This window comes from Thiovibrio frasassiensis (assembly GCF_029607905.1).
In the GTDB taxonomy this organism is placed as follows: Bacteria; Desulfobacterota; Desulfobulbia; order Desulfobulbales; family Desulfurivibrionaceae; genus Thiovibrio; species Thiovibrio frasassiensis.
Genome location: NZ_JAPHEH010000001.1, coordinates 740694 through 764713, shown reverse-complemented (window position 1 = coordinate 764713; position 24020 = coordinate 740694). Strand labels below are relative to the sequence as shown.

The 24020-nt window shown below is 57.5% G+C and carries 21 protein-coding genes and 1 tRNA gene; 15 read left to right on the top strand and 7 right to left on the bottom strand.

Annotation, left to right across the window (positions count from 1 at the left end; all coding sequences use genetic code 11):
• Positions 1-29: 29 nt before the first annotated feature.
• The 3 genes from OLX77_RS03600 to OLX77_RS03590 all read right to left on the bottom strand — a co-directional run bounded on the left by OLX77_RS03600 (position 30) and on the right by OLX77_RS03590 (position 2674).
• Positions 30-464, bottom strand: coding sequence for a hypothetical protein (locus OLX77_RS03600; protein ID WP_307632220.1), 435 nt, complete (start codon positions 462-464; stop codon positions 30-32).
• A gap of 100 nt (positions 465-564) precedes the next feature.
• Positions 565-2349 carry a UbiD family decarboxylase gene (locus OLX77_RS03595; RefSeq protein WP_307632219.1) on the bottom strand — a complete coding sequence of 595 codons (1785 nt, stop codon included), beginning with the start codon at positions 2347-2349 and terminating at the stop codon, positions 565-567.
• A 79-nt stretch (positions 2350-2428) separates the two neighbouring features.
• Positions 2429-2674 (bottom strand): hypothetical protein, encoded by a 246-nt coding sequence (locus OLX77_RS03590; protein ID WP_307632218.1) that lies wholly within the window; start codon positions 2672-2674, stop codon positions 2429-2431.
• A gap of 29 nt (positions 2675-2703) precedes the next feature.
• Between OLX77_RS03590 and OLX77_RS03585 the strand changes: the two genes are divergently transcribed.
• Positions 2704-3438 carry a flagellar brake protein gene (locus OLX77_RS03585; protein ID WP_307632217.1) on the top strand — a complete coding sequence of 245 codons (735 nt, stop codon included), beginning with the start codon at positions 2704-2706 and terminating at the stop codon, positions 3436-3438.
• A gap of 29 nt (positions 3439-3467) precedes the next feature.
• Here OLX77_RS03585 and OLX77_RS03580 read toward each other — a convergent pair whose 3' ends face one another.
• The gene (locus OLX77_RS03580; protein WP_307632216.1) at positions 3468-3860 is read right to left on the bottom strand and encodes a secondary thiamine-phosphate synthase enzyme YjbQ; all 393 of its coding nucleotides are present in this window, start codon (positions 3858-3860) and stop codon (positions 3468-3470) included.
• Between the two features lie 164 nt (positions 3861-4024).
• Between OLX77_RS03580 and OLX77_RS03575 the strand changes: the two genes are divergently transcribed.
• The 11 genes from OLX77_RS03575 to OLX77_RS03525 all read left to right on the top strand — a co-directional run bounded on the left by OLX77_RS03575 (position 4025) and on the right by OLX77_RS03525 (position 14426).
• Entirely contained in the window at positions 4025-4657 is a 633-nt protein-coding gene (locus OLX77_RS03575) for an MBL fold metallo-hydrolase (RefSeq protein WP_307632215.1), read from the top strand.
• On the top strand, positions 4644-5354 hold the full coding sequence (locus OLX77_RS03570) for a precorrin-2 dehydrogenase/sirohydrochlorin ferrochelatase family protein (RefSeq protein WP_307632214.1): 711 nt from the start codon (positions 4644-4646) through the stop codon (positions 5352-5354). The genes OLX77_RS03575 and OLX77_RS03570 overlap by 14 nt, the downstream gene beginning before the upstream one ends.
• A complete protein-coding gene (ccsB, locus tag OLX77_RS03565) occupies positions 5351-6166 on the top strand; it encodes a c-type cytochrome biogenesis protein CcsB (protein ID WP_307632213.1) in 816 nt (271 codons plus the stop codon). The genes OLX77_RS03570 and ccsB overlap by 4 nt, the downstream gene beginning before the upstream one ends.
• A complete protein-coding gene (gene hemA, locus OLX77_RS03560) occupies positions 6156-7442 on the top strand; it encodes a glutamyl-tRNA reductase (protein ID WP_307632212.1) in 1287 nt (428 codons plus the stop codon). Before ccsB ends, hemA begins: the two co-directional genes overlap by 11 nt.
• 195 nt (positions 7443-7637) lie before the next feature.
• Complete coding sequence (rpmH, locus tag OLX77_RS03555) at positions 7638-7775, top strand: 50S ribosomal protein L34 (protein WP_307632211.1); 138 nt, start codon at positions 7638-7640, stop codon at positions 7773-7775.
• A gap of 21 nt (positions 7776-7796) precedes the next feature.
• Positions 7797-8183, top strand: a complete 387-nt coding sequence (rnpA, locus tag OLX77_RS03550) for a ribonuclease P protein component (RefSeq protein ID WP_307632210.1) — start codon at positions 7797-7799, stop codon at positions 8181-8183.
• A gap of 47 nt (positions 8184-8230) precedes the next feature.
• The gene (gene yidD / locus OLX77_RS03545; RefSeq protein WP_371877456.1) at positions 8231-8566 is read left to right on the top strand and encodes a membrane protein insertion efficiency factor YidD; all 336 of its coding nucleotides are present in this window, start codon (positions 8231-8233) and stop codon (positions 8564-8566) included.
• A 77-nt stretch (positions 8567-8643) separates the two neighbouring features.
• Entirely contained in the window at positions 8644-10284 is a 1641-nt protein-coding gene (gene yidC, locus OLX77_RS03540; RefSeq protein WP_307632208.1) for a membrane protein insertase YidC, read from the top strand.
• 103 nt (positions 10285-10387) lie between these two features.
• Complete coding sequence (gene jag / locus OLX77_RS03535; protein ID WP_307632207.1) at positions 10388-11236, top strand: RNA-binding cell elongation regulator Jag/EloR; 849 nt, start codon at positions 10388-10390, stop codon at positions 11234-11236.
• 194 nt (positions 11237-11430) lie between these two features.
• Entirely contained in the window at positions 11431-12837 is a 1407-nt protein-coding gene (gene mnmE, locus OLX77_RS03530; RefSeq protein ID WP_307632206.1) for a tRNA uridine-5-carboxymethylaminomethyl(34) synthesis GTPase MnmE, read from the top strand.
• 47 nt (positions 12838-12884) lie between these two features.
• Complete coding sequence (locus tag OLX77_RS03525; RefSeq protein WP_307632205.1) at positions 12885-14426, top strand: HDOD domain-containing protein; 1542 nt, start codon at positions 12885-12887, stop codon at positions 14424-14426.
• 3 nt (positions 14427-14429) lie between these two features.
• Here the strand turns inward: OLX77_RS03525 and rd are convergent, their stop codons facing one another.
• Positions 14430-14591 (bottom strand): rubredoxin, encoded by a 162-nt coding sequence (gene rd / locus OLX77_RS03520; protein WP_307632204.1) that lies wholly within the window; start codon positions 14589-14591, stop codon positions 14430-14432.
• A 181-nt stretch (positions 14592-14772) separates the two neighbouring features.
• Here rd and hpt point away from each other — a divergent pair, with 181 nt between their 5' ends.
• The 3 genes from hpt to OLX77_RS03505 all read left to right on the top strand — a co-directional run bounded on the left by hpt (position 14773) and on the right by OLX77_RS03505 (position 16761).
• On the top strand, positions 14773-15297 hold the full coding sequence (hpt, locus tag OLX77_RS03515; RefSeq protein WP_307632203.1) for a hypoxanthine phosphoribosyltransferase: 525 nt from the start codon (positions 14773-14775) through the stop codon (positions 15295-15297).
• A gap of 5 nt (positions 15298-15302) precedes the next feature.
• Entirely contained in the window at positions 15303-16655 is a 1353-nt protein-coding gene (bioA, locus tag OLX77_RS03510) for an adenosylmethionine--8-amino-7-oxononanoate transaminase (RefSeq protein WP_307632202.1), read from the top strand.
• A 29-nt stretch (positions 16656-16684) separates the two neighbouring features.
• A tRNA-Arg gene (locus OLX77_RS03505) sits at positions 16685-16761 on the top strand.
• A gap of 158 nt (positions 16762-16919) precedes the next feature.
• On the opposite strand, the gene OLX77_RS03500 is transcribed toward OLX77_RS03505, so the two are convergent.
• Entirely contained in the window at positions 16920-18425 is a 1506-nt protein-coding gene (locus OLX77_RS03500; protein WP_307632201.1) for a ShlB/FhaC/HecB family hemolysin secretion/activation protein, read from the bottom strand.
• Positions 18426-18620: 195 nt separating this feature from the next.
• Complete coding sequence (locus tag OLX77_RS03495; protein ID WP_307632200.1) at positions 18621-23843, bottom strand: beta strand repeat-containing protein; 5223 nt, start codon at positions 23841-23843, stop codon at positions 18621-18623.
• Between the last annotated feature and the right edge of the window lie 177 nt (positions 23844-24020).

Sequence of the window (24020 nt, the reverse complement as noted above, 5' to 3'; positions counted from 1 at the left end):
AGGGGACTCTTGCGCAGGAGAGCAGCGGTTCAGGCATGGTAATCGCCGCGCCGCAGTTTGGCGGCCTCGATATACGAGGCGGTGGCCACTCTCTCAAGCAAGGAGGAGAGCGGGTTGTTTGGTGGGAGTTGATTTTTCAGGCTGACCAGAGCCGCGGTGTCATCTTCAAGGGCGGAGGCAAAGGGGGCAAGGTCCTGGGCGCTGAAAGTTGGGTTGCCCAGAGCCGCGCTGAACTTGTCCAGGGTGTTGATGGTGTCTTCCGCCAGGGTAAGACCGTCCAGCCTGAGGGCTGCGGGAATAGGAGCTGTGGGGGAAACGGCGGCTATGTCTGTATTGGCCGGGCTTTTTGCTGCTGCCAGCTCCTGGGCAAGGATATCCTGAAAGGAAGCCCCTGTGGTCGAACCAGAGCTTTTGCCGAGGGCTGAAACATCCTGCTGGCCAGGAGTAGTCGCTGTGATTTTCATGATGGACCCCGCATTGATAATGATTACCCTGCTTATACCATATCGTTTCGGCAGAAGGATCGTCAATCTTTAACAGAAAGATGGGCGGAAAATTCTCCGCTCAGCGGTACCGGGGCGGCAGGATGTCGTTGATTTTTCCATCAACCAGGAGCCGGGTTTTCTCGTCCACCTCAAGCACTTCAGGATACCAAGGTTTCAGGCGGCAGTCAAAGATGATGGGCGGGGTGAGGCTGGGGTGAAAGCGGCGCAGCTCGGTTGCTGCCGCATGGATATCCGCAGCCGGTTCGAAGCGGGTGAAAACGGTCCAGAGAAACTCCTGCAGATTCTCCGTGGCGGCCTGGGTATCGTCCACCAGCACCACCACCTGCCAGTCGGCCAGCGCCGGGCAATGGGCCAGAAGGGCGGGAAGATCCTGTTGTTGGCTGAAGCCCATCCCCTCAACCACCAGGGTGCCGGGGAGAAAGACCTTGGCCTTGCTGCAGCCCTGGGGCAGTTCCCCGTGAAATGTTTCCGGCAGGATGCGGCGGGGTTCCTTGCCCAGCCCCATCATCATGGCCTTGGAGCCGTTGTTCACCGAGGGGCCGGTGTAATCCAGGGTGTCCTGGGAAACATTGGCAAAGACGAAGAGATCGGTCTGCCAGTTGATCCGTTCCAGCACATGGACCCACAGTTTTTTGAAGTCCGTGACCTCAATCTCACCGTCGGTGAGGATCAGGAATTTGGTCAGCGAGAGCTGGCCTTCGCCCAGGATGCGGAGGCCCGAGGCGAAAGCCTCTCGGGGGTAACGGTCGGTGACCTTGGCCGCGGCCAGGCAGTGGAAGCCGGTCTCGCCGAATGTTTTGAGCTGGCGGACCCCGCTCATCACCAGGGGGAAGAGCGGGGACAAGAGATCCTGAAGAAAGTCGCCGATGTAAAAATCCTCCTGCCGGGGGCGGCCCACCACCGTGGCCGGATAGATGGCGTCGCGGCGGTGATACAGCCGTTCGATATGGAAAACCGGGTAGTCGTGGGTGAGGGAGTTATAGCCGTAATGGTCGCCAAAGGGGCCTTCCGGCCGCCGCATGTGGGGCGGGACGAAGCCCTTGGCCGCGAATTCGGCGTGGGCGACCAGGGGGTGGCCGCCGGCCGGATCGCGGGTGATGGGGAGCTTTTCGCCAAGCAGCAGGGAGGCGAGCATCAGTTCCGGGATATTTTCCGGCAGGGGGGCAATGGCGGCCAGCATCAGGGCTGGCGGCCCTCCGATGAACAGGGTCATGGGCAGGGCTTCGTTGCGGCGTTCCGCGGCATGGTAATGATAGCCGCCGCCCTTGTGGATCTGCCAATGGATCCCGGTGGTGCGGTCATCATAGCGCTGGATGCGGTACATGCCCAGGTTGTGGCCGCGACCGTCCGGGTGCTCGGTGTAGACCAGGGGCAGGGTGACAAAGGCGCCGCCGTCCGTGGCCCAGGAGGTGAGCAGGGGCAGCTCGCTCAGCCGGGACGGGGTCTGGCAGACCTCCAGGATGGGGGCCTTCTCGGCGGTGATTTTTTTTAAGCCCACCTTGGTGGCCTGGCCCAGCAGAGAGCGCATCTCCCAGATCTTGCCCAGGCTCGGTGGCATGAGGGTCTCCGCTGCCCTGACCAGATCGGCGACAAATTGTTGGGGGCGGCGGCCAAAAGCCAGCTCCAGTCTTCGGGCTGTGCCGAAGAGGTTGGTGACCACCGGGAAACTGCTGCCTTTGACATTGGTGAACAGCAGGGCCGGGCCACCTTCGGCAATCACTCGACGATGGATCTCGGCAATCTCCAGATGCGGATCAACCGGAGCGGAAACCTCAAGCAGGCAATTTTCCCTCCGCAGGATTTCAAGAAAGGCCCGGAGATCTCTGATAATATTCTGGCTCACCTTTGCGCTCTCCTTGCTGGTATGCTATTTTGTGAGTATAAATAACGGCTTCATTCTTGCTGGAGATATAAAGAGTCTCTCAATCCTTAAGGAACAGGCGGTGGTATTCCTTTTCGCTACAATGCTTATGCATCAGCTGGGAAAGAAAATCAAGGAGGGAGGTGATTTCTCCTTCCTCCAGGCGGGGAATAAGGGTTTGCAGGAAGGCAGGCTCTGCGAATCGTTGCAGAAATGCCGCCAGGGAGCGCTCGTCGGTTTCCCGGTTCAGGCCAAAGCAGATCTCTTTTGCTTTTAGATGGGTGGTGGGCGTTTTGGGGCTGTTCATGGCAGTGTCCGGTAATTGTGGGTTAAAAAATGATCGGTTTTAAAAACAGTGATGAAAAAATGTCCGGGCAATGGATAACCCTGGAGAATGGGACGCAATCCACCGAGTCCCATGAGCTGATCCGTATGGCCCTTGACCGGCTCCGGGAAAAAAGGGAGCTCATTTCCTTGGTGCACACAGGCTATCAGTCTCCCAAAACGGTCATCGTCAGCTACGATGACCGGATGCTTGAGATTGATAAGCCCGTCGACTGGCCCGGAACCCAGGAGATTATCCATATCCTGTTCAAGGACGAGGCCATGGTCTGGAACAAGGTGCGGGTTCAGGTGACGCATACCACGGAAAACAGCATCTTTACCGAGTTCCCCTCCACCCTGTTCCGCCTGCAGCGCCGGTCCAACTATCGGGTTGGCGTGCCCAACGGCAGTACGGTCATGTTCATGCACAACAATGAAATGCGCCAGGGGTTCCAGGTTGTTGATGTCAGCGCCAACGGGATTTTCGTCTGCACGGACAGGTTTGCTCCCCTTCAGCCAGGGGATCTCCTGCTTGAACTGGCGGTGTTTTTCCCCGGGGCTGGAACCGGGCTGAGTGCGGGCACCTATATGAACATCAGTAGGGCAAAGGTAATGCGGGCAACCCGTGGAGACAATAAAAAATATTGCTATGGGATACTTTTTGATCTGACCAAGGGCGAAGAGGAAACGTTGCTTCAGTACGTGCGTCTACGCGAGCGGGAGCTGCTGCGCAAAGGGATGTTTTGATTTTTTCCCGCTCACCTGGGGCAAAACGGCTAGGCGAGTCGCCAAAAAACCTTGCGGGAGCGGGGCCCGTCAAACTCGCAAAAGAATATTTTCTGCCAGGTGCCAAGCTGCAACCGGCCATTTTCGATAAAAACCGTTACCGAACTGCCGACAAGCGAGGCCATGACATGGGCCGGAGAATTGCCTTCCTGGTGCTGATAGGCAATCTGCGGCACGATTTTTTGCAGGGCGGCAATAATATCGCTCTGCACCGTGGGGTCTGCCCCTTCATTGATGGTCAGTCCGGCGGTGGTATGCGGGTTGTATACGTGGCAGATCCCGTCTTGCACACCGCTTGCGCTCACAGCTTTTTGCACCTGGTCGGTGATGTCTAAAAACTGCATGACCTTCGAGGTGGAAAGGGCAAAGGTTCCTGTTGGCATGGGTGACCTCCTGGCCTGAGAGTACAAGGGCAACGGCGAGAGTTAATTCCGGAAGAATCTTAAGTTATGCAAGAAAATTGTACAGTTAACTCCTATAATAGATTGCAGAACGTGTCAAATTGATTATAGAGCGGGTTGTGGCAAACGAGGAGTTGGGGCGAGCTATGATAGAGAATGTTTTCAAAAATCTTCAGTGGCTCGGCCATGATGCATTTCTGCTCTGCGCCGGGGGCAAGAAGATCTATTTCGACCCCTTCCAGCTTGCTCCGGGGTTGCCGCCTGCCGATATCATCTGTATTTCCCATGACCATTACGATCATTGCTCTCCTGCTGATGTGGACCTGATTCAGCAACCGTCCACGCAGATTGTTACCGAAGCGGAGTCTGCGAAAAAACTGCAGGGGAAGATCATAACCCTTGCCCCGGGCGAGCGGTGCGAAGTGGAAGGGCTCACCATCGAGACCGTCCCGGCCTACAACACCAACAAGCAGTTTCATCCCCAGGCCAACGGTTGGCTTGGGTTTATTCTTACCGTAGATGGAGTGCGGGTGTACCATGCCGGCGATACCGATTATATCCCGGAGATGAAAAATATCCGGGCGGATATCGCCCTGCTGCCTGTTTCCGGCACCTATACGATGACCGCCGAGGAAGCGGCACAGGCGGCTCTTGCCATCGGCCCTAAGATCGCGGTGCCCATGCATTATGATGCCATTGTCGGTTCAAGCGAGGATGCAAACCGGTTCGCTGCAGCGCTTGCCGGAAGGATACGGGTGGAACTCATTGGTCGAAAATAATTCGCAATATTTTCCGGTTTGCCTCAAAATCGCTGGCCGGTCCTGCCTGGTCATCGGCGGCGGGCGGGTTGGCGAGCGCAAGGCGAAAGGGCTGTTGGCCCATGGCGCCCGGATTAAGGTGATCAGTCCCGAGTTGAGCGAGACCCTTGCGGGCCTGCATCAAGCCGGCACGATAGAGTGGCTGCCCCGTTTGTATCAGGATGGCGATCTGGCCGGGGCTTTTCTGGTGATTGCCTGCACCGATGATCCCACAGTGCAGGAGCGGGTCCATGCCGAGGCCGAAGCGCACAATATTCTGCTCAATGTGGCGGATGTGCCGAAATGGTGTAATTTCATACTTCCGGCCACGGCCCGGCGAGGGGACCTGGCCATTTCCGTTTCCACCGCAGGGAAAAGTCCGGCTCTGGCCAGCATGCTGCGCCAGGCATTGGAGGGCCAGTACGGCCCGGAATATGGGGCGCTCGTCGATATTCTCGGGGCTCTGCGGGATACGGTTCTGGCCGGCGGCAGACCACATGCGGAAAACAAGCTGATTTTTGCCAGGCTGGCCGATCCCGAGATGGCGGTCTGGATCAAGGACGGGTTGTGGCAAAAGCTTGCCCGCCATATTCAAGACGTCTTGGGTCCTGACGTCTCTCTTGACTGTCTTGAGGCGGTCCGCCAGGAATACCAGCACTTTGCAGGAGCGACACGATGACCCTCTTGTTTCAGCTCACCCTCTCTCTGTACCTTTTGGCCACCGCCGTGTATGTGGTCCATTTTCTCTCAGGTCATAAACAGGTCCGCGCGGTTGCCCGGGCAATTCTTCTTTCCGGCGGCATCCTGCATACCGTTTATTTTGTGGTGCGCTATCTTGCCGCCGGGCATACCCCCCTGACCAACAACCATGAAGCGGTTTCCTTTTTTGCCTGGTCCATGACCTGGGCATTCTTGTCGTTCTGGTGGCGGTACCGGGTGAAAAATTTTGGTGTCTTTGTTTCGCCGCTCATCTCGATCCTGATGCTGATTGCCGCCTTTTCTTCCCAGGAGATGGCGCCCTTGCCCCCGGCACTCAAGAGCAACTGGCTGCCGGTGCATGCCAGCATCGCCCTCATGGCCAACGGCTTCCTGGCCATGGCTTTCTGCGGCGGGGTCATGTATCTGTTGCAGGAGCGGGAGATCAAGAAGAAAAAATTCGGGATATTTTATAGCCGTCTGCCTTCGCTTGAGGCGCTTGACAACCTGAACCAGCATTGTCTGACCTTGGGTTTTTTGTTGCTCACCTTGGGGATCATTACCGGCTCGGTCTGGGCGAAGCAGGCCTGGGGGACATACTGGCAGTGGGACCCCAAGGAAACCTGGTCGCTGATCACCTGGCTCATTTATGCGGCCATCCTGCACCAGCGGCTCACCGTGGGATGGCGGCGCAAGCGGGCGGCGATCATGGCCATTGTCGGGTTTGCCTCGGTTCTCTTTACCCTCTGGGGCGTAACGTATCTCTTGGGGGGAGTACACTCCTATGTTGGCTGAGAGTATCGTCATCATCGGCGTGAATCATAAAACCGCTCCGGTGGCGGTGCGGGAGAAGCTCGCCTTTTCCGGGGATTGCGCCGGACCGCTGTTGACCTTGATGCAGATCGAGGGGTGCCGTGAGTGTTGTTTTCTCTCCACCTGTAATCGGGTGGAGGTGATTTTTGTCGCCAGCGATCCGGCCGTTGCGGCGGTGGCGGTGCGTGGTTTTCTTTTTGCCAAAAGCGGGCTTGCTGACGACGAAGCCCAGCAGTACAGCTACCTCTATCAGGGCAGGGAGGCGGTGGCGCATCTGTACAACGTCGCGGCCAGTCTCGATTCCATGGTGGTCGGGGAGCCCCAGATCCTGGGGCAGCTGAAGCAGGCCTACCGCGAGGCGGTGGAGCAGAAAGCCACTGGCGCAATCCTGAACCGGCTGCTGCACAAATCCTTTTCCGTGGCGAAGAGGGTGCGCACCGAAACAAATATTGGGGGCAACGCGGTTTCCATCAGCTATGCCGCAGTGCAGCTGGCTAAAAAGATCTTTGGCAACCTGCAGGATAAGGCCGTTCTTCTGGTGGGGGCGGGGGAAATGGCCGAACTGGCGGCCGAGCATCTGGTCAGGCAGGGGATCGGCCGGGTCATCGTGGCCAACCGGACCGTGGAGCGGGCGGCCAAGCTGGCCCGCCAGTTTAACGGTATTGCCGTAGGCTTGGCCGAGTTGACCACGCAGTTGGCGGAGGTCGATATCCTGATCAGCTCCACCGGGGCCACCGATCTGATTCTTAGGAAAGATGAGGTCAAGCCGCTCATGCGCCAGCGGAAAAACAGGCCGCTTTTTCTTATCGATATTGCGGTGCCCCGCGATCTTGACCCGGAGCTCAATGATCTGGATAATGTCTATTTGTATGATATCGACGATCTGAAAAACGTGGTCGACGTGAACAAGGCGGAGCGGGAAAAAGAGGCGCTACGGGCGGAAGGCATTGTTGCCGAGGAGGTGGTCAAGTTCTGGCAGTGGCTGGATGGCATGGAACTGGCTCCCACCATTACGGCCATCAGGCAGAAGGCCAACGCAATCCGCGAGGCCGAAGTAACAAAAACCTTGGCCTCGCTCAAATCGCTTTCGGAAAACGAACGGCGCTCGGTGGAGATGCTGGCCAATGCCATTGTCAACAAGTTGCTGCATGACCCCATGCTTTTCCTGAAGAACAGTGGCCCCCACGACAATCCCCAGCTCAAGCTGGCTTTTGTCCGCCAGTTGTTCGGTCTTGATAATGAATCTTCGGAGGAATAACCGCCTCGGGAAAATGTTTGACATGTCGGATGGCTCTGAGTAATATAGCGAGCTTTATTGCTGGGCGGATTTTTTTGTGCTTTCGGGGGTGTTTCCGTTAGACTGCGTGACGCACGGTTCCAGCTGCTGCAAGACAGCAAAAATGAGAGGCAGGCCATCTAGAGGCCGTAACAGAAGAGAAAAAGGAAGACGATCATGAGCAAGAGAACTTTTCAGCCCAGTAACCTCAAAAGACACCGCACCCATGGCTTTAGAGCCAGAATGCAGACAAAAAACGGCCGTGCCGTCATCAACCGTCGTCGGGCCAAGGGTCGTAAGCGGCTGACTGTTTAGTCCTGAGCCGTCCCGCGCAGCATGAGAGCCCATCCCCTTTCCAAGGACATGTTGCTGGTTAAATCCTGGCAGTATAAGAAGGTGTATGACCAGGGGAAGCGGCTGCGCGGTCAGAACTTCAGTCTGATTTATGTGCCAAATCACACCGCAGGCAATAGGGTGGGAATAAGCGTCCACGGTGTACGGCAGGCGGTTCAGCGAAACAGGATCAAGAGAATAATCCGGGAATTTTTTCGCCACAATCCAGCGTTTATCGAGCCTTTTTCCGATGTGGTTTTTGCCGTACGGCTTGGTTTTATTCCGGATTCCCCTCGGGAGGTCGAGGTGGCTGTCCGAACCCTTCTTGCCCGGCGTAAGCCTGGTGGGAGGGAGCCAGCTCCGGGTGAAGCGACGTTGAGCATCTCGTGATATCCTCTTTTCCCCCAGAAAATGGATGGCTGTGATTGTAGAAGGGTGTGAAGGCAGCAGGAAGCGAAAGTGACCGGCGACAAAAGCTGTTGTGTAACTCTTCGAGTGTCTGTCATGGAGATGCGGGTTTTCTCCCCATTTTTACGAGACTATCAGGATTGGATGTGAAAAGAATTTTCATTGCTCTGATACGATGTTACCAGCTCTGCATCTCTCCACTTTTCGCGCCGAACTGTCGTTTTTCTCCCACCTGTTCACAGTATGCCATAGAGGCTCTTGTCCACCACGGAACCATCCGTGGTCTCTATCTCGCCACGCGTCGCCTTCTCCGATGCCATCCTTTTCACCCTGGCGGGTTTGATCCGGTGGATAAATCTTTTTGAGACAACAGCAGCTGGTGTTGTCCGGGTGCTTCAGGCCTGCATCCAAACTAAATAGAGCCTGACGAGGATTCGATTTCATGGACACACAGAGAATGTTTTTGGCCATTTTTCTTTCCTTGGCCATCTTGCTTGGGTATCAGTACTTTTTTGTTCCCACTCCCCCCCCGGCCACGGAAAGTATCGTTGCCTCCTCCCCAGAAAACGGCAAAACCGAGGGAAAAAGTGTCGCTTCGGCACCAGCTCCCGTTGCCGCGGCAAGTCTGCTGGCTACTGCGCCTGCTGGTGCTTCCGTAAGGCAAGGGCGTGAGATTCCGGTAACAACCAGCCTCTACTCGGCGGTGGTCACTGAGTCTGGCGGTATGCTGAAAAGCTTTCAGTTGAAGAACTACCGGGAGGATCTTGCCAAGGATTCCGGCGAAAAAGAACTTCTTCGCCCCAAAAACGGCGACAACCTGCCCCTGAACTTTTCTTGGGGGGTTGAGCCGGGCACCATTCCGCCGGTGGTCTATGTCGCTGCGCCAATCAAGGAGGAGGATGGCGGCAAAGTGCTGACCATGCGGGGCAAATTGCCCTCGGGCCTTGAGATTGTTCGCACCATGCGCTTTGGCGACCAGCAGTATCTGTTGGATCTGACTATTGAGGTCATCAATACCACAGCCACTCCCCTGCAGGGTGCCCCCTATCTGACCCTTGACAACCGTCCCTTTGCCAAGGAATCCTCCATGGTCTTCGTCGGTCCCGCCCTGATAAAGGATGGGGTGCTCGAGGAAATCAAGGCGACTGACCTGAAAAAGGGAAGCCGAAGCTTTACCGGGAAGATCAGCTGGGCGGCTTATGAAGATAATTATTTCCTCTGCGGCATTGTTCCGCAGACCGGCGACCAGCACACGGCCCATTTTTCCGTGCAGGATGAAGATCGGGTGACCACGGTACTGGCCGGGGCCAGCGATGTTATTCAGCCCGGCCAGAGTCAGCAGTATTCGTATTCGGTGTACTGCGGGCCGAAGACCATGGCGGCTCTCAAGTCGGCCGGCCATGAGCTGGAGCGCAGCATCAATTTCGGCTGGTTTGACGTGATGGCCAAGCCGACCCTCTATCTGCTCAAGTTTCTCCACGGCTATGTGGGGAACTACGGGGTGGCCATTATCTTGGTGACGGTGTTCATCAAGCTTTTGTTCTGGCCCATCTCCCAGAAGGGCATGAAGTCCATGAAGACCATGCAGAAGCTGCAGCCCAAGATGGCGAAGCTGCGCGAGAAATTCAAGGACGACAAGCAACTGCAGCAGCAGGAAATGATCAAGCTGTACCAGACCTATAAGGTCAATCCTGTGGGCGGCTGTTTGCCCATGGTCATCCAGATTCCGGTATTTTTTGCCCTGTACAAGGTGTTGCTGCAGACCATCGAGCTCCGCCATGCGCCATTTTTTCTCTGGATTACGGATCTGTCCGCGCCGGACCGCTTGGCCATCGGCTTTGATCTCCCGTTTGTCGGGGGAATTCCGGTGCTGACCCTGTTGATGGGGGCCACCATGTTTTTGCAGCAGAAAATGACCCCGGCTACCGGGGATCCCACCCAGCAGAAGGTCATGATGTTCATGCCGCTCATCTTTACCTTCATGTTTTTGAATTTTGCTTCCGGGCTGGTCTTGTACTGGTTTGTCAACAATCTGCTGTCCATCGGGCAGCAGTATCTTGTGAACCGGCAGGAAACAGCGTAAAACTTGCTGAATTAACTAGCGCGGAAGAGGCTGCCAGGGCCACAGTTGCGAAGAGAAGACGCCGGGCTGCCAGGAATACCGCCTGAAATGGAGGAGTCATACGATGTCTGCCAAGATGGAATATAAGGGAACGGATGTTGAAGCGGCGATTGATACTGCCTGTGCCGCGCTGAATGTGGCGCGGGAAGAGCTTGATATCCGCATAATTTCCACCGGTTCCACCGGTATTTTCGGCCTGGGTCGGAAAAAAGCGGCGGTGCAGGTGTCTCTCAAGAAAGAGGGTGGCCAGGAGCAGAAACGCCCTGTTGCCGAGAAAAAAGCGAGTGCGCCAAGAACCAGGCCTGAGCGGCCTGCTTCGGAGAGGAAGTCGACCCCGCCAAAACCCAGGGCTGAACAGCCCAGGGAAAACGAAGAGCCCGAGGAGGCGATGGGAGATCCCGTCACCCCCGAGGAGATGGAATCAATCCGGGCGGATCTTGCCAGGATCCTGGATCTCATGCACTGCCCATCGGAAATCAACATTGAGCAGGATCAGAACAATAAGGTCCACGCCAAGATCTCCGGGGAGTTTGTCGATATCCTGGTCGGCCCCGAGGGACAGACCCTTGATAGTCTGCAGTATGTGATGCGCAAGATCATCACCCGGAAATTTACGCAGAAAGTACTCTTTTCTCTTGATGCCGGGGGGTTCCGGGATAATCGGATGGGAGAGCTCCAGGATCGCGCCCTGCGGCTGGCCCAGGAAGTCAAGGAAACCGGCAAAACCAGAACCATCCCCGCTATTAATCCGGCGGAAAGACGCATGGTACACATGGCCCTGCAGGACGACACCGAGATCCGAAGCCGCAGCGTCGGCGAAGGGTTGTTTAAGAAGGTACTCATCTATTTGCCCGGCAAAGGGCGGCGGCGTTCTCCCAGAAAAAAGAAAACCGGCGAGAAGAGCCTCGAGTAATACCTCTGGCCGGGGTACGAAGGTCCATGATCTGAACAACCTATCCGCAGGGGTGTGGTGATCTGATTACAAGGTAATCCCTTGTAATCAGGGGGTGTCGAATCGGTGTTTCTCTGCGATGCAACAAGAGCAGCTTGTCGGCTGACCCCTGGCAAGCTGTTCGGTCCCTCCGGAGTTTATAAGGTACGGTACGTATGGTAATGCCGGATTTCCCGGATTTCAACGAGGCGACCATTGCCGGCATAGCAACGCCACCCGGCGCCGGCGGCATCGGTATTATCCGGGTGAGCGGCCCCCAGTCCTACGCAATCCTCCAGCATCTTTTTCATCCGAAAAACCTCCAGCACAACTTCATAAGCCACCGCCTCTATTTTGGCGCCATTGTCCATCCCGAAACCGGTTTGGCCATTGACGAGGTCCTTGCCGTTTATATGCGGGGGCCGCTGACCTACACCAGGGAAGAGGTGGTGGAAATCCACGGCCACGGCAGTCATCTCCTGCTGCAGGAAATCCTTGCCCTGATCGTGACCTTTCCCGCGACCCGGCTGGCTGAGCCCGGGGAGTTTACCAAGCGGGCCTTTCTCAATGGTCGGATTGATCTGACCCAGGCGGAGGCGGTTGCCGAGTTGTTGGGCGCCAAAACACGCGAAGGCGCCACGCTTGCGATGAGTCAACTCCGGGGCGGATTGCACGAGGAGATCTGGAAAATACGTGACGCGCTGGTTGCGGTTCGTGCTATCATGGAGGTGGCCATCGATTTTCCCGATGAGGATGTGGAGATCCTTGATCCCCAACCGCTCATGGCCAGACTGGACCGGGAGGTTCAGGAGCCCTTGACCCAATTGCTTGCCCGGGCGGAGGGGGGGAAAATCATCAGAGAGGGGGTTTCCGCGGTCATCCTCGGCAGGCCCAATGTCGGCAAGTCAAGTCTGCTCAACTGTCTCCTGCGGGAAGAGCGGGCCATAGTTACAGCGATTCCCGGCACAACCAGGGATACCATCGAGGAATGTCTGGACATTCAAGGGGTGCCGGTACGGATCATTGATACGGCGGGCATTCGGGAAACCGTTGAAGCGGTTGAGGAGATGGGTATCCGTCGGGCCCGGCAAAAGCTCGGTGAGGCGGACTTGGTCCTGCTGGTTCTTGACGGGGCAGAAGGATTGCAGGCCGAAGACCGAGCCCTGTTTGCAGTGGCTGCGGACAAGAAGGTCGTGGTGGTGGTCAACAAGATCGACCGGGCGCCTGATCTGGATATTGGCCTGTATGGCGAGGTTTTTCCCGGACTACCGGTGGTCGGTATTTCCGCCACCACCGGCCAGGGCATCCATGCGCTGGAAGAGGCGCTCTACGAGGCGGCCACTGGCGGGCATGTTCTACAGGAGCCTGGGGTCGCCGCCCCGAATGTTCGGCATACGGCGGCCCTGCAACGCGCCCTTGGCGCGGTGCAGCAGGTCGGAGTGGGGTTGGCCGCAGGTCTGCCTCCGGATCTTCTGGCCATCGATCTACAGGGGGCGCTCTCTTTTCTCGGGGATATCATCGGGGAAACGACCACGGATGATGTGCTGGATATGATTTTTGCGGAGTTTTGTCTCGGAAAATAGTGAGGGGATAACAGCTGCATCGCAGTGCAACGGCGAAGGAAAAAAACATGGCCTCAGGCAAAAAAAACAAAGAGATCGATCTTGAGGAACAGATCGAGTTTCTGAAGAAGGTGCATTTTTTCCATGGCTTTGATGATCATGAGCTCAAGCAGTTCCTTCAGGTGAGCAAATGGCTCCGGGTTCCTGCCAATACGGTGATTATCAAGGAAAATACCACCGAACGTGCCTTTTATATCCTGGTGAGGGGCGAAGTCCGGGTGGAAAAACGGTTGCCCGGGAAAGAAAAACCCATTCTCCTCACCAATCTTGGTACCGGGGATTGCTTCGGGGAAATGGCGCTGGTTACCGAGATACGACGAACCGCCGATGTGGTGGCAAGCACGGAATCCTTTATCCTGCGGGTTGAGCCCGAGATTGTCAGCACCTCCAATGTCTTTCTCCAACTGAAATTTTATAAGCGGTTCTGTGAACGGCTGGTGGCCAGGTTGGATTTGGCCAATAAAAGGGTTGCCGGGCGGGATGGGGAAGAGGCGAAGCCTTCCATCTTACAGAAGGTGCTTTCCGACGGTGACTTGGTTGAGGCTGAAGAAGAGGTGGGGAAACCTCCGGTCAAGCCGAGCCCGGTCATAGATCGGTCCGACAAGGAACAAAGGGCCAGGGCCTCTCTCACCCTTCCCCCCTTGCCGGACAAGGAGCAACGGCTGACACCCGCCAAGCTCCATCATCGCGTGCATCCTGAGGCGGTTCTGCCGGTGAACCCGGCGGTTGCCGCCGAGTTGAGCCGCATGATGAAAGGCAGCGGTGGTCTCGATAATACCCGGCGTCTGGCGGATTTGATCTCCCTGGATCCGGTGTTGAGCTGCCGGGTGATCCAGACAGCCAATTCACCTTTCTACAGAAGAGCCAACATGGTGGGAACCGTTCCCCTCGCCATGGTTATTATTGGCGTCAAGCCGGTGCAAGAGGTGCTTCTCGACACTATCCGGGCGGCAAAGTCCGTGCAGGGTTTCAGCGGGGTTACCCTTGTTGCCAAGGATTTTTGGCAACACGCGGTGGTGGTCGGCAGGATTGCCGAGATGCTGCGGGATGTCATCCGTTTAAACACCTCCGCCGATCTTTATTTGTGCGGCCTTCTCCATGATCTGGGGATGCTGGTGCTGGATGGAATCTCTCCGAATTTTTACCCGCAGTATGCTCAGCCCTCAGAAGAGATGCAGGATGTGGTCCGGGTGGAAAAGGAATATATTGGTGTGGACCATGGTCAGGCCGGGGTTTGGCTTGCTGAAGGCATTGGTTTGCCGCAGCCATACCTGGATGTAATGCATTTTCATCATCAGCCGGAAAAGGCGACAACCAACCAGTTGCCTGTGGCCATGGTGAATTTGGCGAATATCTTTGCCTCCATGAAGGGCGCTTGTCTGGGGCAGCCCGAGGTGACGGAACAGGATGCCGTGCGTTCCTTTTCCTGGGCGGTGATTCAAGAATACCACCGACCCTTTCAGGAGGTCAGTGTGCCGCAGTTTGTCAATTCGTTTTCCGCGGAACTTGACAAAACCTGGGCCGGGATCACCGGGGATATCCTGCTGTAGCTCTCAGTCGATGGGGGTGAACTGATCCTTGCTGGCTCCGCAGATGGGACAGGACCAGTTTTCCGGCAGATCCTCAAAAGAGGTGCCAGGGGCGATGCCTGAGTCCGGGTCACCGTCCGCCGGATCATAGATATATCCACAAACCGAACATTCATAGCGTTTCATGGCTTGCTCCTTAGTGATGTTTGTGCCAGGCTGGAGGCTGCTTGGCGAGACCTTCGAGACGAGAGACTGTCTTTGTTTGTTATAGGTGGTGGACTTGTCCGAGGTCAATGATTTTTATCGACAACGGGCGGCGGTTTCCTTAAGGAGTTGGTTGTGTTCGGGAGCAGAAAGAGAGGGGCAGATGATTGAGAAGGAAGTGGTTGTTTCCAGCCAGGATATTGCCAGGAGGGTCAAAGAGCTTGGCCGGGCGATCAGCCGTGATTATTCCGGGCGCAAATTGGTTATGGTTGGCATTTTAAATGGGGCCTTCATTTTTTTGGCCGATCTGGTCCGGGAAATCGAGCTGCCCATTGAGATAGACTTTATCCGGGTGTCGAGTTACGGCTCCTCCACCTGCTCCTCCGGCACCATCCAGTGCACCAAGGACACAGAGCTTGAGCTGGAAGGCAAGGATGTCCTTCTGGTCGAGGATATTGTCGATACCGGGAAAACCATTGCCTGTCTGCGGCAGCTCCTGGTGGATAGAAAGGCGGCCTCTGTGGGGATCTGCGCCTTGATCGACAAGAGGGAAAGACGCGCGGTCGAGGTGGCGGTGGATTATGCCGGTTTTACGGTGGCAGAGGGTTTTCTGGTGGGCTATGGCCTTGACCATGCGGAACAGCACCGTCAGTATCCGGCTATTTACAAGATTGTCAGTCCTGTGTGACTCCCGTGTCAACCTTACAGGAAAAAGACAAGCGGTTCCTCTGGCATCCCTACACCCAGATGCACGATTATGCCCAGCGTGACCTGCTTCTTATCGACAGGGCGGAGGGGATTTTCCTTTTCGATCAGGAGGGGAGGCGATACTTCGATACCATTTCCTCTTGGTGGTGCATTGTCCATGGGCACAGTCATCCCATTATAACCGAAAAAATTCGTTCCCAGCTGGCGCGGCTCGATCAGGTGCTGCTGGCCGGGACCACGCATGAGCCGGCGATTCTGCTGGCTGAGCAGTTGGTGCGCCTGACGCCGCCAGAGCTTACCCGGGTATTTTACTCCGATAATGGCTCCACGGCCTGCGAGATCGCGATCAAGATGTCGCTTCAGTACTGGCGGCAGACCGGGCAGCCAGGCCGCTGCCAGTTGGTGGGGATAGAGCGCGGCTACCATGGCGATACCATCGGCACCATGAGTCTGGGCGGGGTGCCTGAATTCCATGGCCCTTTTGCTCCCCTGCTTTTTTCTTCCCATCGACTGCCATCCCCATACTGTTATCGTTGCCCCTTCGGCCGGGAACAAGAGGGGTGTGACTGTCGGTGTCTGGAGCCGTTGGCGCAACTCCTGGCCGAGCAGGGGGCGCAGATTGCCGCCCTGATCATCGAGCCGTTGATCCAAGCCGCGGGGGGGATGATCGTCTATCCCGCCAAGTATCTGCAAAAGCTGGCCGGTTTGACCAAGGAATACGGGGTGCATCTGATTTTTGATGAGGTAGCCACTGGCTTTGGCCGGACCGGAACCATGTTTGCCTTAGAGCAGGCGGGGGTAGTGCCGGATTTTCTCTGTTTGTCAAAAGGACTGACTGCTGGTATGTTGCCAATGGCGGCGACGTTGACCAGCGAGGAGGTTTTTCAGGCCTTTTATGGCGATTATGGTGCGGGAAAAACATTTTTCCACGGCCACACCTTCAGCGGCAATCCTCTCGCGGCCGCGGCAGCCCTGGGCTCTTTGCTGGTCTTTGCCGAGGAACAGACCATGGTCGGGTTGCCGGCCAAGATCACTCATCTGCAGGCCCGGATGCGTCGTTTTGCTGAACTGCCGTGGGTCGGGGATCTCCGGCAGCTCGGGATGATCACTGCCATGGAATTGGTCAAGGATAAGTCGACCAAGGCACCCTACGATGTGCATGAACGGGTGGGCTGGCCGATTTATCTGGCTGGACTGAAGCACGGGTTGTTGTTGCGGCCCATGGGCAATGTGATCTATTTTTGGCTGCCGCTTTCCGTGACCCTGGCCGAGATAGACGAGATCACGGAGCGAGCCTGGCAGGTGCTTTCCGATCCGCAGCATATTGCGGGTTGGTAGCCTGGCTTGATTGAAAGAATAGTGCATGTGCGCTTGTAGCTCAGCTGGATAGAGCATCGGCCTTCGAAGCCGGGTGTCGGGGGTTCGAATCCCTCCGGGCGCACCATTAAAAATAATATGAATCCGTGTAGCGCAGTGCTGCGCGGATTTTTTCGTTTTAGGCGACTCAGTGTCCCTTGCTTGTTTCAAGGGGCTCGGTAATCGAGCTGCGCTGGAAAATCTTTCAATTTCTTGGTTGGTTTTGCCCGTTGAGGGGCAATTTGCTTAATGTTGCCAGCTTGCCTGCAGCCACAACCTTGGATTGCGATCCACAGAGGCGGGCTCCGAGGTGGGCTGGTCGCCATCTATGCGCCAGGCCACATAGGCATTGATTTGCAGACCAAGGAAAGTGCTATTCGCCCCCACGCCGGCGCCGGAGATAGTACGACTGTTTTCCCCGGCAACGAACGGATCGTGGTTGATCCTCACTGAGCCCGCATCGTAGAAGACTACGCCCTGGAGATTGGGGAGAAAGCGATGCCTCAGTTCCAGATTCGTCAGCCAGCCTTGGTCGCCGCTGGCCTCGCCCTGCGGATAAGCCCGCACGCCGTAAGCACCGCCCAGGAAGAATTTCTCGGAGGAATTGAGGTTCTTGTCGGCCCATTGCCCTGAGAGGGAAACGGACAAACTGTCAAGGTCAGTCAATCGTTGCACCCGGTTGACGTTATAGGCCAAGCGGGTGAACCCCCCATCGCTGCGGGTAGTCAGCGAGTCCGCGCTGAGCGATTCGGCATCCATGCCCAAAAGACCCAGGGCCAGCGAAAGATCAAAGGAAGTAATCCCTGCCCCCCCCAGCCTGTCCTGATGATTGCCTGCCAAGCCAAAGTTGGCGAGTTGGATCTCTTTGTCGACTGTTGTCACTGGTGCATCTGTGTAGTCGCTGAGTTGCTTGTTTTCCAGGGACAGCGTACCGGAGAGATTGGCGGTCTGGCTGCGGATGAAGGGATACACACCAAACAGGGTGCTGCTGGTTGCGGTGCCGTGCGCTTGCAATGGTGCGAATTCCTTGCCCAGACGATAGCGGGTGTCGAAATAAGCCGCTCCCAGTCGTAACCCGTCGCTGCCCACCGGAACTTGGTAAGCCATCCGGGCATAGGTCAGATCCTGGTCGCTGGTGAGGGCGCGCACGGTGAACTGATCGCCCATTCGGAACGGGCTGTTAAGCGCCAGGGCGCCATCCAAGCGGTATTCCCCGGTATAGCGGTTGCCAAAGTTGTTCATCTCAACCCTGGCGGCATAGGGCAGGGAAGGATCGATTTCAACAATAAGGTCGGAGGTTCCGACGCTGGCACCGGGCTGCAGCGTGGCGCGGGTCCCGCCTACACCAGGCGTATCATTTAATAATAACAAGGCGCGCTCCACGGGAGCTGCTTGGAGGGCATCCCCACTCTTGACCCCCTGCAAATAGTTGTTTGCACGCGCATCGGAAAGTCGCGATTGATTATTGATGTGCTGCTCGCCAATGCGTCCCTCCACGACGTTGATTATCACCACGCCGTCTTGGATCTCCTGTGCCGGCAGATAGGCCCGCGCTATCACATAGCCATGTTCGCGGTAGTAGGCGGTAATCCGTGCCGCCCCTTGATAGAGCTCGGCAAGGGTGTGTTCGCCGCCGATCAGGTTGGCGACCAGGGCTTCCAGTTCAGCCGCGGCAAAGGCGCTGCTGCCGGAAACACGGATACCGCTTACCGTGAGGCGTATATCTGCATTGGCCGCGTCTGTGCGGGTCACATTTTCTTCAAGATGCAAAGGAGGCATGGCCTTCGGCGCGTTCAGTTCAGGTTGCTTTTGCAACTCGCGGATCGTCTGGCCACTGTCTGGCGCAACCGTGGCTGCGTGGGCGGAGATGGTAGCCAAAAAGCTCAATGCCAGGGCAGACAGGGTGAAGCGTTGGGTGTGTCGGATATTCACAAAGCTGCCCCTTTTTTATTCCCCATCGGGACTTTTTGTGTCGGCAGGCAATTTGACCCCGCCGTTCATCAGGGTAAGATTGCCCACCTGCTCTACCGTATCCGTAGTGCTCATACTGTCTGACGGCTTGAGTGACGTCCGGGGAATGACAGGCTGTAAGCTTGTCCCCGATGGAACGGTTACCGGACTCACTGGTGCTATCGTGGCAACCATTGCCGAAATGAAGGCGGGAAACAGGTCCTCCCCACCAGGCAAGGCAAGCACTGCTCCGACCAGAAGGGGCGGTAATCCTCCCGCATCGGTGGTAGGATTTATCGTCAGCACGCCATTTAGGTATGTGATGCTGTAATTGTCAGCGGTCAATCCACCGGGGGTGATCAGGTATCTGCCTGGGTTGATCGCGCCTTGTGAGGTACCGCTATAAGCCAGGGTGCCACCCAGCACGGTGGAGCTTTCGCCGTTGACGAAGCCGGTATAAGTTACTCCATTCCCTCCCTGAAAGGCAACGCCGGTGTACTCTTTCGTTGCATAATTCGCGGCAATCTTTAAGGCGCGTGCGGTAATGTCGGCAACGGTAGCGGTGGTGGTGTTAAAGGTATAGTTGCTCGCATCAGTGTTGCCCAGAGTGATGCCGCTCACATTCACGGCCTTGCCTATGCCGACGTTTTTGTCGAGATAGGAGGCTGTGCCGGTGATGGTAAGCAGGTCACCTGCTATCCGGTTATCAGTGTAGGTGACGGTCGCCCCGGTGGTGCCGTCATACACTTTGTTTTGGCCCGCGGCCGAGATAGTCAGAGGACGGGCGGTGATATCGGCGGTCACTCCGGTGGGTTGCAGCAGTGCGTAGTTGCTGGCATCGGTGCCGCTGATGGTGTAGCCGCTGACAATGACCGATTTGTTGTTCGCCACGTTTTTGTTGGCGAAGACGCCGCTGCCGGTGCCGCCCAGGGTGACAGTGTCGCCGCCCAGAGCGGAGATCGCAGCCGTGCCGCCCAAGGTGGCGTCGGTATTGCCGTCATATATTTTGTTCGAGGCGGTCACGCCGGGGACTTCCAGGTTGGCGGCGGTGATGTCGGCGGAGGTCGAAGCGCTGGTGTTGAAAGTGTAATTACCCGCATCGGTGTTGCCCAGGGTGATGGCGCTCACATTCACGGTCTTGCCGGTGCCGATGTTTTTATCGAGAAAGGCTGCGGTGCCGCCGATGGTCAGCAGGTCGCCTGCTACGCGGTTGTCCCAATAATTGACGGTCGCGGTTGCGTCAGTGTCATACACTTTGTTGGTGCCTGTTGCGGCGATGGTCAGGGCCCTCTTGTTCACGGTAAGCGTGCCGCTGGCATAGCTCAGGGAGTAGCCGAGGTTGGCGGCGGTTGCCGCGCTTGGGGTGATGTTGTGGAGAGTGGCCGCTGTCAGTTGACCGGAGGTGGAGGTGGTGCCGTCGACGGTATAGCCAGGCCCGCTGCTGATCGCAGCATTTATCAGATCGCTGTCGATCAGGCCGGAATAACTGTAAGTGAAGGCTGGATTGGCTGCGCCATAGGTTTTTATCTTGTTGTCTGCGGTCAGCGTCAGGATGGGTTGAATACGGAAGTACATCCGGTTGTCCGAGGCAATCGGGTCGCTGCCGTCATCCACATTGTAGCGTTTGCCAGCCTCGACCAGGCCGCCGCGATTGGTGTCGGTCGGGTTGCCGGTATGGATGCGCCAAGCCCCGCCGGCGCCGGTGGTAATGGCAGCACTGCCGGCATTCTTGAAGTTGCCGCCGCTGCCCGTGGCGTCCGGCGTGGCAGCACCATCCGCGATCAGGGTGACCGCATTGGCGCTGGTACTGGTTGTGGTAATGGCATTGTTCAGGGTTAGGTCGCCGCTTTGGCTGCGGATGTCCACCAGGCCGGTGGCGTTAATGGGTCCGATGCCGAGGGCGTTGGCGTCGACGAGGGACACGTTGTGGGTGCTGGTTGCGGCAACCGTGCCGAAATCGTTACTGGTGTTGGTGAAGGTCGCATCGCCCGCGCCCGTGTCCAGGGTGAGCGTCCCGGCGGTTGCCGTTACGGCGCCTGCTGCGCTGATATTGCCCCCGGCGGTGGTGCGCAGCGTGGTTGTTGCCCCGAAGGTGGTGGCGCCGCTATAGGTTTGCGCTCCGGAAGTTCGGACCAGGCCGCCGTTAACCGTCAGCGCAGTTCCGGCGGCGCCGCTCAATGAAGCGAGTGCGGTGCTGCTTCCAACCGTGCCGCCCAGGGTGACGGTTCCTCCGCCCAGAAAGTCAAGCGCGCTAGCGCCTTCAATGGTGCCGCTCAGCTCGAGCGAATTTCCGTTGGTTGCCCCCAGGGTGCTGTCTGTTGCCAGGGTGACCGGCCCTGCAAGCGATGCCGTGCCGGTGCCGGTTAACACCCCGGTTTCGCCGATGCCGCTCCCATTCAGGGTGATGGTTTCGTTGCCGATTGCGACGTTGGCAATTTCCAGGGTTGCGCCCTCTGCCACGGTGGTAGTGCCCGCTGTGGTTCCAAGGGCGTCCGCGTCAGCGGCGCTCAGTTTGCCCGCGCTGATGGTCGTTGCGCCGGTGTAACTGTTTGCGCCGCTGAGGGTCACGGTGTTGCCCGTGGATTTGGTCAGTGCTCCTGCGCCGCCCAGTCTGGCGCTGATCGTGCCGCTCTGTACATCGTAGCCCGTGCCGGTCAGCACGCCGGTGGTGCCGCTGATCGCGCCGCTGTTCAGGGTAACTGCGCCCACGGTATCCGAGTAGCTGCCGATATCCAGCGTGCCGCCGTTCACGGTCACTGCCCCTGCGTCCAGGGCGTTGGTGATTCCGTAAGCCAGGGTGCCTGCATTCACCGTGGTCAGTCCGGTATAGCTGTTCGCCCCCGAGAGGGTGAAGGTGCCTCCACCTTGTTTGAATAGGTTACCCCCAGCGCCGCTCATTACTCCGGCAAAGTCCGTGTTGCCTGCATCGCCGGTGGTCAGCGTGGAATTGTTCTGCAAGATTACGCTGGTGCCCGCAATGCCTGCCAGTGATCCGATCGTCTCGTTGGCGAACAGCCTCAATATCGCCCCGGAAGTGCCCAGATTCACCGCACCTGTGTCTGCGATCGCCGCGCCTCCGGCAAGCCGCAACGTGCCACCACTGACCGTGGTCAGGCCCGTGTAGCTGTTCGTCCCGGAGAGCTCCAGCGTGCCGCCCAGTCCTTTGTTAAACGCACCGCTGCCTGCGATGGTGCCGGCGTAGGTCGTGGTGTTACTGGAGGCGGTATTAATCGATCCTCCGCCCGGCCCCAAGGCAATGCCACGATTTGCATGTAATGGGACAGTGCCGATGTACTGGATTTCCAGGGCACCGCCATTCAGGGTCAGATGGCCTGCCGTTGCTGCTCCGGGTGCTGTTCCCAGCCCGGAGTCATTGCTGATGAGCAGAGTGCCGGCATTGATCGTTGTTGCACCGGTATAGCTATTGCTGGCTGCCAGCGTCAGGGTGCCGGTGCCGGCCTTGGTCAGGGTGCCGACCCCTGCGATATTGCCGAAAATGGTCAAGGTGGCACCCGGGGAGGTGTTAAAGGTTCCGGCTCCCGACAAACTGATACCGCGGTTCGCATCCATCTGGATATCAGAGGTGGCTTGCAACGTGCCGCCGTTTAAGATCAGGTTTCCCGGGGTCGGTGACCCCGGTACCGCGCCTAAATTGCCATCCCCGTTGAGCGAGAGCGTGCCCGCATTGATTGTCGTTGCACCGGCGTAGGTATTCACGTTGCTCAGGGTCAGGGTGCCGGCGCCGGTTTTGGTCAAGCCGCCTGCCCCATCAATGATGCCGTCCGCAATACTTGCGGCGCCGACATTGACGGTGAGGCCGGTGGTGGTGATGGTGGAGGCAACATCCTGGGTCAGTCCGGCGGGGGCGGTGATCGCGATCGCGCCGCCGCTGCCAAGGTTAGCATTGACCGCCACTGCGGCTGCCGCGCTCAGGTTGATCGTGCCCGTGCCCCCGTTGTTGATCGTAGAATTGACGTTGATATTGCGAACCGCATCCAGGGTGAGGCTGTTGCCGTTGTTCCAGTTCACCGCGTCATTGACGAAAATGTCGCCGTTGCCTCCGGGATTCACCGTGCCGTCGCTGCTGAGGATGGTCACGCTGGTACTGCCCAGGTTAAAGGCAAGGTCGGCGCCGGTGATGTCGCCGCCGGCTGCGGCAATGGTGTAGTCTGCCGGATCAATCAACCAGTTGCCGGTTGTTCCCTGCGGGGCCTGGGTGGTGATTATGCTGCCGGAGGCAACGGCAACGTGGGCCGCCGAAGTTTCGATAAAACCGCCGTCGCCACCGGCCGGGGCAGAGGCGTCCAGCGTGCCGCTCACCGTGACCTGGCCGGTTTGCATGTCGCCCAGCAGAGTGATGACTCCGTCCTGGTTTTCGATGGTGTGCGCTTCGATGATGCCGGAGTTGTTGACCACCGAGCTGGTGAGTGCGTCGGCTGCCCGGGCAGAGAGGATGACCTGCCCGCCATCGGCTTGTATCAGGTACTTGTTTTCCGCCAGACCGTTCAGCGTGCCTTGATCGATGGTGTAGGAGAGCAGCGAGCCGTTGTTGAGATTGAGCGTTATCTTGTCGCCCGAGGCGAGCAAGGCTGTCCCGAGGATGGCGACGATGACCCCTTCGTTGCGTGCTTCGGGGGCGAGCAGGGCGATGTAGCCCTTGTCGGTGGCGGTGAGGGTGCCGTAGTTGACCACGGATCCCGCGCTGCCACGATTGCTGAAGGTATGGTTGCCGGCCAGGAAGTCGGCATCGCTCAGGCTCAGGGTGGAGGCAACCAACCCGCCGACGTTGACTTGGGCGGCGCTGCCGAACAAGACCCCGTTGGGGTTCAAGACGAAGACTTGGCCGTTGGCGTTGAGATTGCCGAGAATCTGGCTGGGGTCTTGGCCGAGCACGCGGTTGAGGGCGATGGCGCTACTGCCGGGCTGGTTGAAATTGACGGTTTCGTTTTGGCCGATGTTGAAGCTTTGCCAGTTGATGGCGAGGTTGGGGGTGGTTTGGGTAATCGTGAGGGTGGTGGCGCTTTGACTGATGTTACCGATACCGGCGCTGATCTGTCCTGCACCGGGGAGGGCGAGCGCGTAGGCAGGGGAAGCCAGTGCCAGGGCAAGGACAAGGCGATGCAGTAACGGCCTTTTTGTTTGTTTGCCGCAGGGGTGTGTGCTTTCAGGGGCGGAGGATGCCTGCCTTTTGTTCCACGCAAAGTGATAGATTCGGCACATGGCTTGCTCCATCTTTGCAGTAAAAATTCATAAAGACAATTCCTTGCTAACCTTACGAGTAATACCGAAAAGTCCGGTAGATAATTTTGTCGAAATCCGGCCCTCTGAACCATTGCCTTAAAAATCGTCACGGATTCAGGAATCAGTCAATGAACTCTGTACTCTCAATTAAATCAT